We start from the raw sequence: 17,658 nt of genomic DNA, 5'->3' as shown, positions 1-17,658 counted from the left end.
CGCCGCCGACCGCATCCGGCCCACCCCTGCCCGAGAAAAGAGACACCCCAATGACGACGACCGACCACCGCCCGCGCAGGAACTACGACCCTCGATACGACGAGACGAGGTACGACGAGCCCGACCTGTACGAGACGACCGCGCCGCAACCGTCGGCGTTCGTGCGGTGGATCATCGGCGACACCGACTACGCCGAGCTCGCCGCCCTCATCGCCACCGGCGACGCCGAAGAGCCCTCCGCTCTGTCCCGGCGCGGCCTCGGGCTGACCCGGTGGCGCAACGACCACCCACGGGCCGAACAAGCCGTCCACGAGGCAGCGGGAGACCCCTGGTGGCGCGCAGCACTGTCGTCGAGCGCACGCGGCCTCAAAGGTGCAGGCGGCGGCCGGATGTCGACCGTCCCGGCCCCGATCGAGTACGAAGCGACCTCGGTGCAGATGTGCGGACTGAACCCGTGGGCGATCGGCGCAGCCGCACCCTCGGCGGGCACCATCGTCGGTCAGCACGCCATCACCGGCAACGCCGTCTCGTGCGATCCGTTCGCGTACTTCCGCGACAAGCTCATCGGAAACCCGTCGATGTTCGTCCTCTCCCTGCCGGGCCTGGGGAAGTCGACGCTGATCCGCAAGATCCTGCTTGGGGCGTGCGGATGGGGACAGACCCCGATCGTCGCCGGCGACATCAAAGGCGAGTACGTCAAGCTCACCCACCTAGTCGGCGGGCAGGTGATCACCCTCGGGCACGGCGGCGGTCACCTCAACCCCCTCGCCGCTGGGGCCCTCGGCCAGGCCGTCGTCCGCGCGATCGCCGCCCGCGACGAGGCCACCGACCCCGATCGGATCGCCGAGCTCGACGAGCTGATCGACGTCGCGACCATCACCATTTCCACCCGTCAGATCAACGCCGTCTGCGCATTGGTGGAGCTGATCCGCTACGACACCCACTCGGTGAAGGCTTTCGAGAATTCCCTGATCGGGATCGCGCTACGTGAGCTGTACGCCGACGGCGGGTTCTCCTACACCCACCCGCCGCTGCTCAAAGACCTCTACACCCGCATCGACGCCGGATCGGCGGACATGCTCCAAGCCGCGTACAAGACCGATCACGAGGGCTACCGCGAGGCCATCACCGAACTGATGCAGGCCCTCGGCGCACTGACCTCCGGCCCGCTCGGGGACATCTTCGCCGACCACACCACCGAACCGATCGACCTCGACGCACCGATGATCTGCATCGACGTCTCGAGCCTCGACCGCGGCGACACCACCCTCAAAGCGGCCGTGATGCTCTCCTGCTGGGCCGACGCCTACGGCACCGTCGAAGCGGCGCACCTGCTCGCCGACGCAGGGCTGGACCGCCAACGCCTGTTCCTGATGGCACTCGACGAGCTGTGGCAGGTCATCGGTGCCGGACCGGGCATGGTCGCCCGCGTCAACGAGATCACCCGCCTCAACCGCACCGACGCGACCGGGCTGCTGATGATCACCCACACCGGCCGCGACCTCGAAACCCTGCCCACCGAAGCCGACATCAAGACCGCCAAAGGCTTCATCGACCGCGCCGGCATGGTCGTGTGCGGTGGCCTACCGATCGGTGAGGTCGAGCGCCTGTCCGGGGAGCTGAAGTTCACCGACGCCGAAGCCGGCATGGTCACCTCCTGGTCGCGCGGGGCAGCGCTACGCGGGTCCGAACGGCGCACCGTCCGCAACCCGATCGGGCGCGGGAAGTTCCTGATCAAGGTCGCCAAGGACAACACCCCCGGCATCCCCATCCAGACGGTGCTCACCGACGTCGAATACGACACCGGGGTCCACGACACCAACGCCCGCTTCGCCGAGTACTTCGCCGGCGGCCAGCACCACGCCGCCGATACCGACGACGCCCACTACGCGCACGACACGGCACTGGTCGGAGCGCAGTGATGACCGCCGAGTACCCCCGCGCCGAATACCCGGCGCAGACCCGCGAGTGGGCGCTCGATCAATACGAGAAGTCGCGACACAACTACTCCTCCCGCGCCGAATGCGTTGCAGCCTTGGCACTCTCGATCGGGGCACACGAGAACACCGTGGCCCGGTGGATCAAGGACAAGTACGGGCCCTCGCGTCGCCCCGCAGCGGACGAGGTGACCGCACGACTACGTGCCGCCGAGGAGGAGATCACCCGACTGCGTTCGGAGAACCGAACCCTCACCGAGCGTTTGGCCGCCCACGCCCCGCGATCGATCGGCGCGGAGTCGATGTCGGCGGCCGCGTTGTGAAGAAAGGCGGCGCGATCGCTCTGACCGTCGTGCTCGCGCTGGCCCTGTTCGTGGTCCTGTTCGTCACCACCGGGGTCCGAGAAGAAGTACCCACCAACTGCATTCCCGGGAAAGGCATTTCCTCCGCCGCGGGTGGGGTTCCGGCCGGGTCGTTCGCCAAACCGATGAAAACCTCCGAGGCGCAGTTGACGAGCCCGTTCGGGTCGCGGTGGGGGACGATGCACAAGGGCATCGACCTCGCCGGACCCGTCGGTACACCGATCTACGCCTACGCCGACGGCATCGTCACCCAAGCCGGACCCGCCGACGGGTTCGGGATGTGGATCGTCCTCGAGCACAACATCGACGGGCAGACCGTCTCCACGGTGTACGGGCACATGTTCCCCGACGGTGTCCTGGTCACGCCAGGCGAACGTGTCACCGCCGGTCAGCACATCGCCGACGAAGGCAACAACGGCGACACCACCGGCGCGCACCTGCACTTCGAGTACCACACCGGCCCGTGGTCGCCCGACAACGCGATCGACCCACAGCCGTTCTACGAGGCCGCCGCCGAACCCGGCAGCGGACAGACCGGCCAGAGCCCACTACCGTCGCCGTCGACGCCCGCCCCGACCGGCGGCAGTACAGCGGAGATGGCGGCGCTGCCCGCCGACGTCGGCTCCGAAGAACACTTCCAGGTCGACACCGTCCGCGTCGCCCGCGCCATCCACGCGAAGTTCCCGCAGATCACCACGATCGGTGGGTGGCGCGCCGACGGTGGGGGATTCGACGACCACCCCTCCGGCCGGGCCGCGGACATCATGATCGACAACTGGTCCTCCGAGGAAGGCAAAGCACTCGGCGACCAGGTCAAGGACTACCTATGGGCGAACCGCGACTACCTCCAGATCGAATACATGATCTGGCGACAGGAATACATCCCCTCCCAAGGTGAACCGAACACCATGGAGAACAGAGGATCTCCGACCCAGAACCACTTCGACCACGTCCACGTCACCACCGTCGGCCACGGCGCACCGGCACCCGGCCAGACCTACGGGCCCGTCCCCGGCGGCAGTGGATCCGCACCCAAGGCCGCCGGCACCTGCACCACCGCACCCGGTGCCGGTCTCGGTGATCACGGAGATCTCGCCGCCGGCCAGGTACCGCCAGAGTTCGAGCCGTGGCTCGCTCTGTCGTCCGCGCAGTGCCGCGAGCTCTCACCCGCGATCCTCGCCGCTCAGCTCAAACAGGAATCCGGCTTCACACCCGGTCTGACCAGCCCGGCCGGTGCCGAAGGGTATGCGCAGTTCCTCCCCGGAACGTGGGCGTCGTTCGGTTTCCCCGTCGACGATCAGGGCGTCGTGACCGGAGCTGCGGGGGAGGGCGATCCCAACGACATCGGCGACGCCGTCATGGCGCAGGGACGCTACAACTGCTCGGTCGCCGACACCCTACGGCCGGGCATCGAATCCGGCTCTATCACCGGTGATCCCGTGGAGCTGATGCTCGCCGGATACAACGCCGGCCCAGGAGCGGTCCAACAGTTCGGCGGCGTCCCGCCCTACTCGGAGACCCAGAACTACGTCACCACCATCACCGCCACCGCATCCGACTACGACCTGGCCCGATAGTCGCCACCGACCAATGCTCGACGGAAAGGCCCACTCATGAGCACCGCACCGACACGCACCAGCCACCACCTGACGTCCCACGATCGGCATCGAGCACTGACAGCCCTTGCTCTGACCTCGGTCATCGTATGGACGGTGTGGGCTGTTCCCGTCGCCCGACTGATCCTGGAGTCGATGATCACCACGATCGAGGACAGCGGCCGCGCCGCAGCGACCAGGGACGTTCTCGCGCATGGTTGGTGGGCCGTCATCGTCGTCACCGCGGCGATGACCATAGGCAGCCTCATCGCTGTCGCCGACGCCTCTGCGCGAGCGCAGAACTGGACTGTCACTGCGCTCCGCAAAGCCATCCACGTGGCGGCGACCGCGCTCGTCATGTGGGCGATATGGACGGTCAGCGTTGTCGCCGCAGCAGGAGTTCCCACCGTCCCTGGTCATTACAGCTAGCGCGGCACACAACCACATTTGTTGTCGGTGGCCACCAGGACACTGGCACCATCACAGACCAAGGAGCACAGACATGGCACAGATTCTCCACAACCGCCAGGCGGATGCACCGATCGTCGATTGGCTCGAAGTCATCGCCAAAGCCGCTGCGCTGGGCCAGATCTGCGACACCGACGCTGAATCAGCGAACGACTCCGACTCGCAGGAGACCACGAGATGAGCCGAAGAGCAGGCATCGTGTTCGCGTGTCTCGGTCTCGTCGGGGTGGTCGCCATTGCCGCTCTGATCGTGTTCGTGTTCCGCGGTTCGGACACACCGCCACCACCGGGCACGGACGCCGGGATCGCCATCGACCCGTCGGCCACCGACCCGGTCGGCGTCGCGACGTCGGTGATGTCCGGTGTGTTCACCTGGCAACCCGCAGTGCAGGATTCACCGTGGGATGCCCTGCACGCGCAACGCAACAACGTGACCGGATCGATGGCCACCGCCGCCGCCACGCCACCCGATCCAGCCCCGCAGCCGATCCCGGAGTGGTCGGCATGGGCACGCAGCGGAGACGTCGTCACCGCCGTAGCTCGACCAGACACCAGCATCTACGCCGACGGCACGGCCGCCGAGATGGACGGTGACAACCAGGCCACCGTGGCTGTCGTCATCGACCGCGTCGTCCAACACCGCAGCGGTGAGATCACCCCGTTCACCGGCTACACCGGGGCCGTCGACCTCGAACGCACCGCTGACGGCTGGAAGGTCGCGAACTATCGCCTCGTCAGCGCAGGCCTCTAGCCGACTGTCCACACCCTCGCTGTCCACACGCCGCACGAACCGCAGAGAAGAAGGATCGATGTCATGGGAAAAGTCGGAATCCTCACCGAAAAGCCCTCCGCAGCACGTAACTTCGCCGCCGCACTGGGGGGTATGAGTGGCACGTTCGCAGGCACGGAGTACGTCATCGTCCACGCTCGCGGCCACCTGCTGGAGTTGAAAGACCCTTCCGCAATGGTGCCCGCGCCTCTCACCGACAAATACCGAAGCTGGGAGCTCGAGCATCTCCCGTGGAACGCCGACGACTTCCGCTGGGAGCGAGAAATCCGGCGCCGGGTGTCCGGCGGCAAGCTGGTCACCGATCCGGACGCCAAAAGCCTGCTCCTCGAGCTTAAAACGACCCTCTCGGGCTGCGAGAGCATCTGCAATGCAGCCGATCTCGATCCGACCGGTGAAGGCTCACTGCTGGGCTGGGAGATCGTGGAGTACCTGGGCCTCGAGAACAAGAAGCTCGAACGCATGGAATTCCTGGACGAGACACCGGCATCGCTGCGTAAGGCCTTCACAGCCCGGCGTCCGGTCACCGCGATCACTGCCGAGGGCGACTACCGCAAAGCCGACTTCCGGTCGAAGTGGGACATGCTCTCGATGCAGTTCACCAGAGTTGCGACCAAGACGACCGGGGCGAGCACGGTACTGCGTAACGGGCGGCTCAAGTCCGCGATGGTCGTGATCGTCGGTGACGGGCTCGACGCGCACCACGGATACGTCAAGAAGGCGTTCTACGAGAACCGGTTTCGGGACGAGAACGGCGTGACGTACACCGACCCCGAGGTCGATCGATTCGAGAACGAGAGCGATGTTCCCGGCGGCCTGCAGTCGTCACCGGTCGTCCACGACGGGACCACACGCAAGAAAACGGGACCGCCGCGGTTGATGGACCTGGCCGGACTGTCGTCACTGCTCGCGAAGAAGGGCTTCGGAGCGAAGAACGTTCTCGACACCTATCAGAAGATGTACGAGGCGCAGGTGGTGTCCTACCCGCGCACCGAGGACAAGTTCATCTCGATCGAGCAGTTCAACGAGCTGCTTCCATCGGTCGACGCGATCGCCGGTGTGGTGGGCGTGGATCCGGCGGCGCTGAGCCATCGCGGCCCCCGCACGAGCCACGTCAAGTCCGGTGGCGCGCACGGTGCCAACCGTCCAGGGCCCAACGTGCCGCCGAGCCTCGCGGCAGTGGAGAAGGCCTACGGCGAGCTGGGTCGGGAGATCTACGAGCTCCTCGCCAAGAACTACCTGACAATGCTCGCCCCCGACTACGAGTACGACCAGCACCGCGGCCACGTCGAGAGATACCCGAGCTTCGTCGGATCGCTGAATGTGCCCGCCGTGCTCGGATGGAAAGGCGTGTTCGTCGTCGAGGAGGAGGACGGCGAACGCGACGAGCAACCCACTGGTGTGACGGCGTTGGGTACTGTCGCGGACCCCTTCGTCCACGAGGGCTTCCCGCCGCGGCCCCCGCATCCGACGATGGGATGGTTGATGAAGCAGCTCGAGAAGCGGAGCGTAGGTACCGGTGCGACCCGGACGAGCACCTATGCCGAGGTGACGAACAACTCGGGCGGCAAGGCCCTGATGGTCGAGCAGCGCGGCAAGATCACTCTCAGCGCGATCGGTGAACTCAACCATCGGATTCTGCCGGGTACACACATCGGGGATCTGACGATCACCGAGCAGGTCTTCGAGCAGATGGCGCAGATCGAGGCCGGAACCGGTGAGGCAGCCGACTATCTGTCCCTGGTGGCGGATCTGGTGCGCCGCGACCTCGCGACGATGAAGGCAAATTCGAGCACGCTGTCCGGCGAGCTCACGGCACGCATGGGCAAGGCCGGGGTGACTCGTGCAGCGGTGGAGATGATCGACCTGCCACCGGAGCTGCACTTCACCCACGCTGGCACGGTCGTGACCCGCGCGAAGCGGGTGTTCGGTGGCCACCGGTTCACCGACACCGAAGTAGCGAAACTGTTGTCCGGACAGGTCATCGAGATCGTCGCAACGAGCGCGAAGTCGGGAAAGACGTTCACCTGCACGGGAAAACTCGAACCAGGCGTGAGAGAGAAAGACGGCAAGCAGTATCCACACGTGAGCTTCAACCCTCAGTTCGAGGAGCGTGCACCTCGGACCGACCTGGTCAGCGGAGTGTGGAAAGGCAAACCGGTCACGTTCAAAGGCCGCGGATGGGGTGCCAATGACCACTGGCCCGGCAAGGACTTCACCGAGCAGGAACTCGAAAGGCTACTGGCCGGAGAGACCATCGAATTCGACGCCACAAGCAAGACAGGTAAGACGTACCGGGCCCGAGGCGCACTGGCCGCAGGTACCTACCAGGGCAGCAAGACATTTGGATTCAAGCTGAAGTTCGAGGACCGCAAATCCACCGCAGGCACCAAAAAACGCACCGTGCGTCGGTAAACGGGTGCCGCAGGACAGCAGCGAGAACGCGCACCTGCACCCATCGGGAAACGACTTCGAGCGCCGGGTTCAGAAGAACGTCAGCTGTGCCTCGTCGACGCGGACACGTCCGGGCTTCGTCCGGCGGGGTCGGACCGGGGGAGCGTGCCGAGCCGGCACCGCCGGTGCGGAACCTTCGGCGATGCCGAGGCCGGCAAACGCGCGGCGCGCCAATTCCTCTCGCACACGGGAGCGTTCGGCCACGCGGGCACGTCCGATCGCAGTGTCTCGGACGCTCCACTCCAACTCCCACGCCGCCGACCCCGGCGTCGGTGCTGCCACAGCGCGGTCGGTCACCCGATCGAGTAGTTGATCGATCTTGTCGATCAACACGTGCGCACACTCATCGAGCACACGCTCAGGCACCGTGGCCACGGACTCGTTGTCGCTCACACTCGCCACTGTAGAACCAGACACCGACGAGCATCAGGCGGTGATACGTTGGCACTCAATGTGATCGAGCAGGGAGCGTAAATGGCGGAACGTTCTGGAGGGGTTGCCTCCCTGTTGCTGTCGGCCGGAGCGATCCTTGCGTCCCTGATGTGCATCGTGTCGATCATGACAGTATTTCTTGCGTTCTTTCGGGCGGGCAACCCAGTCCATGGCTTGCCTTACGTTGTAGCCGCGGTGGCTTTCGGAGCTCTTGCGCTATGGCTGGACCGGCGCAAGAAGCGGCGCTTACGGTCGCTTCGGCGTTAGCGCCGCATCTCGAAATGCTCTGCGCCTCCCACGAACTCCTCGCCTTGTGTTCGGTGCCCGCCTTAGAGCCTCACCGGTTCGATGTCCACTCCTGGCGGGGGAGTCAAGCGACGAAGAGTTCCGTCGAAGACGGTGGCATACAGTGCCCACCCGTCGGAAGACGGTCCGATGCGCACCGAGCTCGGTCCCGTCCATCCAGGCGACATACCTGCCGCGATGACGCAGGTCGCACCCGTCGTCGGGTCGATGCTGTACACCGCACCTTCGACGTGGGCGGCGGCGTACAGCACACCCGCGTCGGACATGGTCAGGTCGTCGAGACCTGGGAAGATTCCCGGCACTGTGGCTACGACCGACCAGTCGTCCGGGGTATCGAGTGGCACTTCGATGACCTGGCCGGTGAACAGATCGTCGGTGTACACCCGGCTGTGATCCGGACTGAGCGCCAATCCCTCCGATCGAGGAACCGGCGACCAATTCACCTGGACCGAGTCGGCCTCTGGGTCATATCGAGTTACACCCTTCGAGGGCGAGCCGATGTTGGTTCCGACGTCGGTGGTGAGGAAGTCTCCGTTCGGTAGTCGGAGCAGTCCGTGGCCCGCCATCTCGGTCACCGTGCCGACCTCTCCGGTTCGGGTATCGAACTGCGAAAGCCCTGAACCGACAACGAAGTAGAGAATGCCGTCATGCAGTTGCATCCCTCGCGGAGCTGAGAGATCGTCCAGTACAGGCTCGACGCGGCCGTCTGCATCCACATGGACGATGCTCGAGGCCCCCGACACGTAGAACCCGCCAGCGCCGTCGGGTTCCAAATTCTCCGGTTCGTCGAGGCCACTCGCCACAGTCTCGACCGACCACCCAGCGCACATCAAAGGCGAAACGTCCGGCTCAGGGGTGCCGGCATGAGCCGATATGGATGACATCGTCGTCAGAGCAACCACTGCACTGACGATCAGGCGCGGTCGTAGCCCACGTTGCATCGGAGACATGACCGAACCCTAATGCAGACCGTACGGTCTGAGAAGTCCGTACAACACAACTGTCGTCAAGATACCTTGACGCTAATGTCGAGCCGTTTCAGATGGAACAGTGCACGTACCCAGATAGCGACCTCCGGGGCCGCCGCCGTGGCCACGGCGCTTGCCGTCGATGACCGACCCGTCGAGATCGTCGACCAGTTGAATCAATTCTTCGTACGCTGAGATGAGAGAAGGGAGGGCCGTCTATGTTTCCGCCGTCTTATTCCCAGGCGAGACTGGCCGGTGTCGAGTGTCTGCTGTGGGCGATCGAGCATCGGGTGGAGCTGCAAGAACTCGCTGTCCAATGCGCCGATACGGACGAGCTTGAGGAGTCGCTGAAGCGGCTTCACCAGTTCGACGACACTCAGTGCAATTACGTGATGTCGATGTCCGTCGGTCAGATGACGCGTAAGCGGTGGGCCTACCTCGAGGAGGAACGCGTCCAGCTTCGTCGAGAGCTCGGGCTCGACGAGCACTAGAAGGCTCCCCGCGGCTCAGCCGCAGCCTCTGTTGGTTTACGAATCGGTGTGGCACTGCTTGTTCGCAGACCGGCTGGTCCCCTTTCCTCGCAACGGATGCAGCTAGTTCGGCATGATGGCGCGCCACGCCGAACCCAATTAGATCTCTTGTCAGATCTAATTGTTAGGGTCCATTGCATGACCGCCGCCGAACCACTTCGTCCTGAGCTCGCTCCGCCGCCGCTGCCCGAGGCAGACGGTGGATTCAAGACGATCTTGGCCGACCCCCCTTGGCGATTCACGAATCGCACCGGCAAGGTTGCTCCGGAGCATCGCCGCTTAGACCGTTACTCGACCATGGACCTGGCCGGCATCAAGGCCCTGCCGGTGGCGGACGTCGCCGCCAAGGATGCACATCTGTACCTGTGGGTACCGAACGCCCTTCTCCCTGAAGGTATGCAGGTACTCGAAGCATGGGGTTTTCGGTACGTGAGCAATGTCGTCTGGGCCAAGCGCCGCAAAGACGGCGGCCCCGACGGCCGTGGCGTCGGATTCTACTTTCGCAATGTCACCGAGTTGATCCTGTTCGGGGTCAAAGGCTCCATGCGGACTTTGGCCCCGGCTCGTAGCCAGGTCAACATGATCGAAACCAGAAAGCGAGAGCACTCCCGCAAGCCCGACGAGCAGTACGACTTCATCGAATCATGCTCACCGGGGCCGTACTTGGAGATGTTCGCCCGCCACCCTCAACCAGGATGGACGGCTTGGGGTGACGAGTCGGAAGAGAGCGCCACTCCACGAGGGCAGGTCCACAAGGGGTACTCCGGGGGCGAGATTGTGACGCCGGTGCGCAAGCACCAGCGGCTCGTGGGCGAGGAACGCGAGCTCGCAGCCAAGAAGCTCCGCAAGGAGTACGAAGCTGGCGCGAGCATTCGCGACCTCACAGCTCAAACCGACTATTCGATACAACGAGTGCGGACTCTCCTCAAGATGACGGGTCCTCTGCGCGAGCAGGGTAAACACATCGAGTTGTGACGCCAGGAGCCATACTGTCCCGTAGACGGTGCGTGTCCGATGGCCAGCATCCACGTCCCCGCGCGAGACGAGCGTTACGTGATCCGACGGCTCACCTGGCACACTGACGGCGGTGAGTCCAGTACCGACGGTCGGCAAGATCTCGTTCACGAAGTTCACCGCCCCTGAAGCAACGATGCAGCGGTTGGCGCAGGTCGAACCCGGAACGTCCACCGCACTGCAGGTACAAGCATTGTTGGACTCCGTCCCCGAGGGCTCCGTCCCTGGCCCGTTGTGGAACGATTTGCTGGACTACGACCCACCGCTGACGACACCACGCGCCACTCCGGGTGACCAGCTCGCCGTCGACAACGAATTGCTTCGAGCTGCGCGGGAATCTGCCGACTGTAAGTACGTACTGTTCTGGGCCGCCCTGAACCTCGCCGATACCCGCCTGGACGAGATCACCCGTTCCATACTCACCGATTCGAGCGGTCGATTCGATGCCACTGCGGTCGACCGGACAGAGTTGCAGAGACGCCTTACGCTCCACGCAGAAGCCACCGGGACCATCGACTTCCCCAAAGACGACAAGTCGGTCACCAATATACTGAGCCTTCTCGAGCGATGCCTGATCATCGTCCCCGAGAAGCGCGGCGGCTCGATTGTCGGCATCGAACAGATGTTACCGACGCGCGGCGCTGCAAAGTCACTCGTAACCCTTGTGCAGCAACGACTTCTGCCCCAACGAGTCGAGGCCGTGCCCGGGGGCGAAATCGATTTGGCCCTCGCGATCGGGGCCAATCGGTGGCTCGGCCTCTCTCGATCCGAATTCATTAACGCGGTGACACAGGTCGACGAGCCCCAGCGGCCTCGAACCACCCGCGAAGATATCCCGGCTGGTTTGAAGGAGCTGGCGACGCAGCTACGACGGAAGCGCCAGGTCGTCCTCCAAGGCCCACCGGGGGCCGGAAAGACCTACGTCGCCCGGCAGTACATCGCCTGGGCCACCGCCGGCCGGACCGAAGAGAGCCGGCTGCAGGCGATCATTGACGCTCTACCCGAGAACGAGCGCACCATCGCTGCTATCACGACCGAGATCACGCGACGCGGGCTTACCGCAGTCTGGGACATCGTCCAGTTTCACCCCGGCTACGACTACACGGACTTCGTACGAGCATTGGTCGCCGAGCCCCATGCAAACGGAGTGACCTTCACTCCGAAACACCGAATTTTCAGCCTGATCGCGGCAGTGGGCGTCGAACTCCAACGCATCAACCACCCCGCCGAGCTGGTTCTGGTTCTCGACGAGATCAACCGCGGTGACATCCCCAACATCTTCGGCGAGCTGCTCTACGCACTGGAGTATCGAGACGAAGCAGTATCGACCCCCTACTCCATTGATGGAGATGCGTCGATCACGGTGCCTCAGAACGTATCCATCATCGGGACGATGAACACTGCCGATCGCAGCATCGCCGTGATCGACTACGCACTCCGACGCCGCTTTGTCTTTCTTGACATCGCCGCCACCGACGCAGCGCTCCACTCTTACCCATACGACGGGGAAGCCACCCGATCCGCAGCCCTGTACTTGGCGAACCTCACCCGAACAGCATTGGCCGACGCCCCGACAGGACTCAAGGTCGGCCCGTCCTACTTCCTCGCCTCACGGGACGGGACCGACACGGCGATACACGTGCTCGCTTCACGCTATGTCTACGAGGTGTTGCCCCTGCTCAAAGAGTACGAAATGGAAGGCGAACTCGACCCAACCGCCCTGGTCGACCTTCGGCAACGCTTGGGCATCTCTGCCGCCGTATCCCAGCCAGATCAGGTCTCGAAACTGGCCCAGCACCTGACCGATATTCCATCGGCCACTACGTCATCCCTCGAGGACGAGCCAGCGGCCGCAACTGCGGCGGAAGCGAGTGCGGCCAGCGGCACCGACAGTCAAGATATCGCAACCGTCGAGCCCACCGACCCGTGATTCCCGCAAGCCTCCCCATCATCGTCCAGGAGCGGCAATCCACGACGATCGGCTCGGAACTGGCCGGCTCAATCTCGACCGCCTTCTGGAAGGCAGCCGACTGCAAGGTACAACGCGCGCCAGGAGACGACGCGTGGACGTTGACTGCGGGTGACAGCACCGGCGTCATCCGTTCCATCAGCCAAAACCATGACGTGACCCTGAACGTCACCGCCAAACTGCGTGGCGCAGATGTCTTCTTTCTAGCTGACTACGCCTTCGGCCAACGCCATGAACCACTGCGGATTTTCGATTTCGATTCTCCCCTAGTGGACGCCGTGCGTGACGACCCGACAGCGTGCCTACTGATGTGGCACGCCCGATCGATAAGTCAATTCGCGTCGAGATGGCTTCGGCGAGACTACAGACGCCGAGACCAGACGTTCACCGGCAAGATCAAGGGCAAAGTCTTGGTAGGTCAGTACGTCAAAGGTCACCTGGCCGTCGGGGAGCCCAACACCGTTCCCTGCAGAACAATCGAACGAACGCAAGACACCGCGAACAATCGAATACTCAAGGCCGGTCTGAGGTACATCGCAGCCCTCAGCCATATACTTCCCGTCCCAGCTGCCAGCAGGGCCGTCATGAAGCAAGTCGCGGCCACACTTCCCAAATTCGCGCAGGTTTCCGACATCAATCTCACACCCGCAGACATCCGAAATATGTCGACGCGCGGGCCTCAACGCCACTACGGTCCGATCCTCCGCGCGACGCAGGAGCTACTCGCGCACAAATTCTTGACCGACCATCATGGAGACACGGAAACCCAATCGTTCATGTGGCATATGCCCACTCTTTTTCAAGAGTCTGTACGCGGCCTGATCTCATCGTTTCCGGATATAGCCCTCGACACAACAGCACCTCCGCGAGCCACCATCTACGACAACAACGGCGTCAAATTACGTTCCAGCCCTGTCGATCCCGACTTGGTCATCAAATCTATGACCAACGGAGCTCACGTCCTGCTCGACACCAAATACAAACAAGCCCTGTCCCAAGGAAGTTCTCAGTCGTCCGAAGATGGCGAGTCGCTCGAACTGCCGAACAAGTTAAAAATCAAGGTCAGTCGCGCTGATGTCTATCAGGCGGTTGCTTACCGCAAACACGACCGGTGGAAGGGCGCGCTCTCAGGGCTGCTCTATCCGGTCTGCCTCGAACCTGGACACAGCCTTCCACGCCCCCTCCAGATACACGGGTTCGGCGAGGCCATCTACCTCGTTTTCATCGATATCGGCCCCAGAGCAGGCGACAACATCGGCGCGTTCCACGACGTGCTGCGCGAACTGGTCGCCGTACCCCACGAAGCGAACCTCGACGCACTGCATACCTGACCGACATCGGGACCAAGAGCGCAGTCCATGTACATCGCCGACACGGCCGCCAATCTGATGGATTCGCCCGATACGCCCACGTTTACCTTCAAGTGTGACAGCACACCGTCGCACAAGACCTCTTGCACAGTGGCAGCAATGGGTTAAGGTTGACCTGTTCGACCGTCGATGAGGGTCACGGTCGAGCGTCCATCCAGCAACAGCGCTGCACCGCACCACTTTCGGTTGCCGGTGTCCTCATGCTGTCGGCTGGCCGACGCTCCCAGTGAAGGCCCTCCATGTCGATTCCTCATCCGCTCTCGCCGAGCCATTTTCCAGTCCCGCCCCATGTCGACGGTGGCGACCGTCGATGACCACTCGCACCGTCTCGACCGCCGAGTTGCAGCGTCGCTCACAGATCGCTGCCGCCGCCTACGAACGTGGTCGCCGCGCCGCCCTGGCTGCCGCACGCCGCCGCAGTCTCCCCGACCGGGCACACACCCGGCGCGAAGAAATTCGCGCACGCTCGCACTCCTACGAGCCGCGCAGTGACAGTCGCGCGTTCGGTCTGCTCGATTCCGATCTCTCGCTGGCGCGGGCTGCGGCGTTTCTCGCCGCGACCGGTGTCGCACACGAGCTGATCGCAGCGCAGACCTTCACCGACCCGGTGCAGCAGGAGTGGGCGGACGCCACGTTCGACCGCACGGCTGTGCACGAGGATGCCTGGCGGGAACGGTTGATCGACAACGGCATCGACGAGGTTGTGCTGCGTCCAGGGCTTTCTCTGGATGCTCTCGAGCTACCGGCCGAGCTCGACGGTCTCGACTTCGACGACATCGCCGAACGCACCCTCGATGTGTCCTCCACCGCTGCGGACGTGGAACCGATCCGTCTGGCCGATCTGATGCTCGAGACACCACGCCAGAACCGCCCGTCGGACTCGGTCGTCGACATCACCGACCGAGTCGCGAACGTCATCGAGATCGACCGCGGTGTCGACACGGCCACCGGGGCTGGTGTGGACGCATGGTGACCAAGAAGCCGACCTCCAAGGGAGCCGGGACATCGTCGTCGGCGTTCCCGCTGATCGCCGTCTCGGTGGTGATCGTGTTGATCGCGCTCGGCTACGGCTCACTGTGGCTCGGGCACGTATTCGTCGACACCGGTGAGAATATCCCCGTCAACCCGTTCGGGGCGCTGTTCTCGGTCGCCGGCGGGACGCTGACGTGGCCGAGCGTGTCGACATGGATCTTCGTGATCGCGGTGATCATCGTCTCCGGTCTCACCGGCGTCGCCGCAGCAGCCCGCGCGACGGGCAGCGGCAAGAAGAACGATGTCGACGCCAAGGCCCGCCTGATGGGACCGACATCGAAGCTGACCGGGGTGACAGGCAAGCAGGCACGCGAACGCGCGAAGTCGCTGCGATCCGATCTTGCCGAGTTGGACTCCCTGGACGACTCCGACATCGGAGTCGTCGTCGGACGCACCGTCCAGGGCAAGCAGAAGGTGTTCATGTCGTGGGAGGACATGCTCTTCGCCCTCGCCGGTCCGCGTATGGGCAAGACTGCGGCGTTGGCCATCGACGCACTGTGCACCGCGCCCGGCGCGGCGCTGTTCACCTCGAACAAGCGAGACGGCCACGACTTCACTCGCGGTGTCCGCGAGGAGGTCGGCACGGTGTGGCGCTACGACCTGCAGGGGATCGCCGAAGGGCCGCACACCACGGGCGACGGGTTCTGGTGGAATCCGCTGCGCGGAATCGACACCATCGTCGCCGCCCGCAAGCTCGCCTCGTACTTCGCTGCCGCATCGCGCGATGACTCGGCCAAAGTCGATGCCTACTTCGACGGCGGCGCGCAGGAACTGCTCGCGCAGATGATGTTCGCGGCCGCGTGCGGCGGCGGAGATCTCCTGCACGTCTACGGTTGGCTGTCCGACGAGGCGAACGAGCTCCCCCAGAAGCTGCTGCTGGAGCACGGGCACGCCATCGTCGCGATGCGCCTGAAATCGACGAGCGATCTCAACCCGCGCCAGCGAGATGGTCTGTACGACATGGCTCGCCGGTTCATCGGCCTGCTGGAAGAGAAGTCGTACGCGATGTCGATCCTGCCACCGAACCGAGCCGACCTCGGGGTCGAGGACACTCCGGACACCACGATCGGTGCCGGAGTGAGATATCCGCACGCGATGACAGAGTTCGTCGTCGAGAAGTTCGTCACCAGCCGTGACACCCTCTACGCGCTGTCGAAGGAAGGCCCTGATTCCTCTTCGGCGCTGACCACCGCGCTGATCGGGTCGATCATCGACGCCGCCCAGCGCGTCGCACGCCGCAGCCCGCGCGGCCGGCTACAGGTACCGATGCTGTGCATCCTCGACGAGGCCGCGAACGTCTGCCGCCTCCCCGAACTCCCGGCGTGGTACTCCCACCTCGGCTCGCAAGGGATCTGCGTGATGACAATCGTGCAGAACCTCTCCCAGGCCCAGAAGGTGTGGGGCCAAGACGGAGTCAAGCAGCTCCTCGATGCCGCGAACTTCCTCTGGTACGGCGGCGGACTCAAGGACAAGACCACCCTGTCCGAGCTGTCCGCGCTCGTCGGTGACCACGACGTCGAACGCTGGTCCAACTCCCGGAGCGGCGGCATGTTCGACAGCGGCTCGTCCTCGAAGTCGCAGTCCTGGTCGAAAGAGCCGATCCTGACCGTCGACGACCTCGGAGCGATCCCGAAAACCCGTGCACTGGTTCTTATTTCCGGTAACCGGCCGGTGTTGGTGGTGAAGGTGTACTGGTCCGACGGACCGAACGCCGACGGCATCAACTCCTCGTTCGCCCGCTACGGCATCCCCGAAAAGGACCGGATCCAGGTCGAGCGAACCGCAGCCCCGACCGCAGAGACAGTCACGGCCATCAGCGACGAGGAGCCGTACCGATGACCGAATACGACGAGACCAGTTTCGACGAGACGACATTCGACGAGACCGGACACGACGAGATCCCCTCGACCGACAAAGAAAAGCCCCGACGATTTCCCACGTTCGACGCTTGGTTCGATGCGTGGTTCTCGGCGATTGTGTCCCGCAAACTGTCATCCTCGCCCGGCAAGAACCAGGTGTTCTGCCCGAGTTGGTGGGAGCACCCCGAAGTCGTGGTGCGGCTGCACTCGTTGTGGACCGCGTGGGAGTCCGCGACGGCCGCCGATGACGACGGGGCGGCGATGTCGGGGTGGTGGGTCCATCACGCCGACCCACAGTTGCGCACGATGCTCGACGCCGAACACGGCCCGATGTACCGGTGCAGCCGCGATTCCCATCAGAACACCCCGGCGCTGCGCAACGAGTTCGTCGCTGCACCGCCCGGATGGTTCGACGACTTGGGCGTCTGACCGCGAAAACCTGACACAACCCCTGACCGAAGTAGCCAGAGGCCCTGGTGGGTGGCTAGACCCACCAGGGCCGATGTGGCCGGAGAGTGCGTCTCCGACCGACGACGACGGTAGCGACCGCCTCCCACCACAGCAGGTGCGGGTCGC

General features: G+C 64.2%; 17 protein-coding genes. 15 read left to right on the top strand and 2 right to left on the bottom strand.

Annotation, left to right across the window (positions count from 1 at the left end; all coding sequences use genetic code 11):
• The first annotated feature begins 50 nt into the window (after window positions 1-50).
• From AC5WEY_RS25215 to AC5WEY_RS25185, 7 genes are all read left to right on the top strand, one after another.
• Window positions 51-1,922, top strand: a complete 1,872-nt coding sequence (locus AC5WEY_RS25215; RefSeq protein ID WP_495648013.1) for a putative type IV secretion/conjugal transfer ATPase — start codon at window positions 51-53, stop codon at window positions 1,920-1,922.
• Window positions 1,922-2,260 (top strand): transposase, encoded by a 339-nt coding sequence (locus tag AC5WEY_RS25210; RefSeq protein ID WP_495648012.1) that lies wholly within the window; start codon window positions 1,922-1,924, stop codon window positions 2,258-2,260. Before AC5WEY_RS25215 ends, AC5WEY_RS25210 begins: the two co-directional genes overlap by 1 nt.
• Window positions 2,257-3,876, top strand: a complete 1,620-nt coding sequence (locus AC5WEY_RS25205; protein WP_495648011.1) for a VldE C-terminal domain-containing protein — start codon at window positions 2,257-2,259, stop codon at window positions 3,874-3,876. The genes AC5WEY_RS25210 and AC5WEY_RS25205 overlap by 4 nt, the downstream gene beginning before the upstream one ends.
• 36 nt (window positions 3,877-3,912) lie before the next feature.
• A complete protein-coding gene (locus AC5WEY_RS25200) occupies window positions 3,913-4,323 on the top strand; it encodes a hypothetical protein (protein ID WP_495648010.1) in 411 nt (136 codons plus the stop codon).
• Window positions 4,324-4,396: 73 nt separating this feature from the next.
• A complete protein-coding gene (locus AC5WEY_RS25195; protein WP_155288950.1) occupies window positions 4,397-4,543 on the top strand; it encodes a hypothetical protein in 147 nt (48 codons plus the stop codon).
• On the top strand, window positions 4,540-5,112 hold the full coding sequence (locus tag AC5WEY_RS25190) for a hypothetical protein (RefSeq protein ID WP_495648009.1): 573 nt from the start codon (window positions 4,540-4,542) through the stop codon (window positions 5,110-5,112). Before AC5WEY_RS25195 ends, AC5WEY_RS25190 begins: the two co-directional genes overlap by 4 nt.
• 63 nt (window positions 5,113-5,175) lie before the next feature.
• Window positions 5,176-7,563, top strand: a complete 2,388-nt coding sequence (locus tag AC5WEY_RS25185) for a DNA topoisomerase III (protein WP_495648008.1) — start codon at window positions 5,176-5,178, stop codon at window positions 7,561-7,563.
• Window positions 7,564-7,632: 69 nt separating this feature from the next.
• On the opposite strand, the gene AC5WEY_RS25180 is transcribed toward AC5WEY_RS25185, so the two are convergent.
• Together AC5WEY_RS25180 and AC5WEY_RS25175 are read right to left on the bottom strand one after the other, a co-directional pair.
• On the bottom strand, window positions 7,633-7,995 hold the full coding sequence (locus tag AC5WEY_RS25180; RefSeq protein WP_495648007.1) for a hypothetical protein: 363 nt from the start codon (window positions 7,993-7,995) through the stop codon (window positions 7,633-7,635).
• 368 nt (window positions 7,996-8,363) lie between these two features.
• Entirely contained in the window at window positions 8,364-9,290 is a 927-nt protein-coding gene (locus AC5WEY_RS25175; protein WP_495648006.1) for an SMP-30/gluconolactonase/LRE family protein, read from the bottom strand.
• Between the two features lie 75 nt (window positions 9,291-9,365).
• On the opposite strand from AC5WEY_RS25175, the gene AC5WEY_RS25170 reads away from it, so the two are divergent.
• The 8 genes from AC5WEY_RS25170 to AC5WEY_RS25135 all read left to right on the top strand — a co-directional run bounded on the left by AC5WEY_RS25170 (window position 9,366) and on the right by AC5WEY_RS25135 (window position 17,511).
• Window positions 9,366-9,503, top strand: coding sequence for a hypothetical protein (locus AC5WEY_RS25170; protein WP_495648005.1), 138 nt, complete (start codon window positions 9,366-9,368; stop codon window positions 9,501-9,503).
• A 23-nt stretch (window positions 9,504-9,526) separates the two neighbouring features.
• A complete protein-coding gene (locus AC5WEY_RS25165; RefSeq protein ID WP_495648004.1) occupies window positions 9,527-9,799 on the top strand; it encodes a hypothetical protein in 273 nt (90 codons plus the stop codon).
• 177 nt (window positions 9,800-9,976) lie between these two features.
• Window positions 9,977-10,813, top strand: a complete 837-nt coding sequence (locus AC5WEY_RS25160) for an MT-A70 family methyltransferase (protein WP_032386858.1) — start codon at window positions 9,977-9,979, stop codon at window positions 10,811-10,813.
• Between the two features lie 112 nt (window positions 10,814-10,925).
• Window positions 10,926-12,782, top strand: a complete 1,857-nt coding sequence (locus AC5WEY_RS25155; RefSeq protein ID WP_495648003.1) for an McrB family protein — start codon at window positions 10,926-10,928, stop codon at window positions 12,780-12,782.
• Window positions 12,779-14,152 carry a 5-methylcytosine restriction system specificity protein McrC gene (locus AC5WEY_RS25150; protein ID WP_495648002.1) on the top strand — a complete coding sequence of 458 codons (1,374 nt, stop codon included), beginning with the start codon at window positions 12,779-12,781 and terminating at the stop codon, window positions 14,150-14,152. The genes AC5WEY_RS25155 and AC5WEY_RS25150 overlap by 4 nt, the downstream gene beginning before the upstream one ends.
• Before the next feature lie 349 nt (window positions 14,153-14,501).
• The gene (locus tag AC5WEY_RS25145) at window positions 14,502-15,164 is read left to right on the top strand and encodes a TraI DNA relaxase (protein ID WP_495648001.1); all 663 of its coding nucleotides are present in this window, start codon (window positions 14,502-14,504) and stop codon (window positions 15,162-15,164) included.
• The gene (locus tag AC5WEY_RS25140; RefSeq protein WP_495648000.1) at window positions 15,158-17,062 is read left to right on the top strand and encodes a type IV secretory system conjugative DNA transfer family protein; all 1,905 of its coding nucleotides are present in this window, start codon (window positions 15,158-15,160) and stop codon (window positions 17,060-17,062) included. The genes AC5WEY_RS25145 and AC5WEY_RS25140 overlap by 7 nt, the downstream gene beginning before the upstream one ends.
• Entirely contained in the window at window positions 17,059-17,511 is a 453-nt protein-coding gene (locus AC5WEY_RS25135; protein WP_052057161.1) for a DUF4913 domain-containing protein, read from the top strand. Before AC5WEY_RS25140 ends, AC5WEY_RS25135 begins: the two co-directional genes overlap by 4 nt.
• Window positions 17,512-17,658 lie beyond the last annotated feature (147 nt).

It is taken from the genome of Rhodococcoides sp. S146-33, from assembly GCF_059489205.1.
Note: the sequence above shows the minus strand (reverse complement) of the source record. Positions and strands in the feature narration are given on the sequence as shown.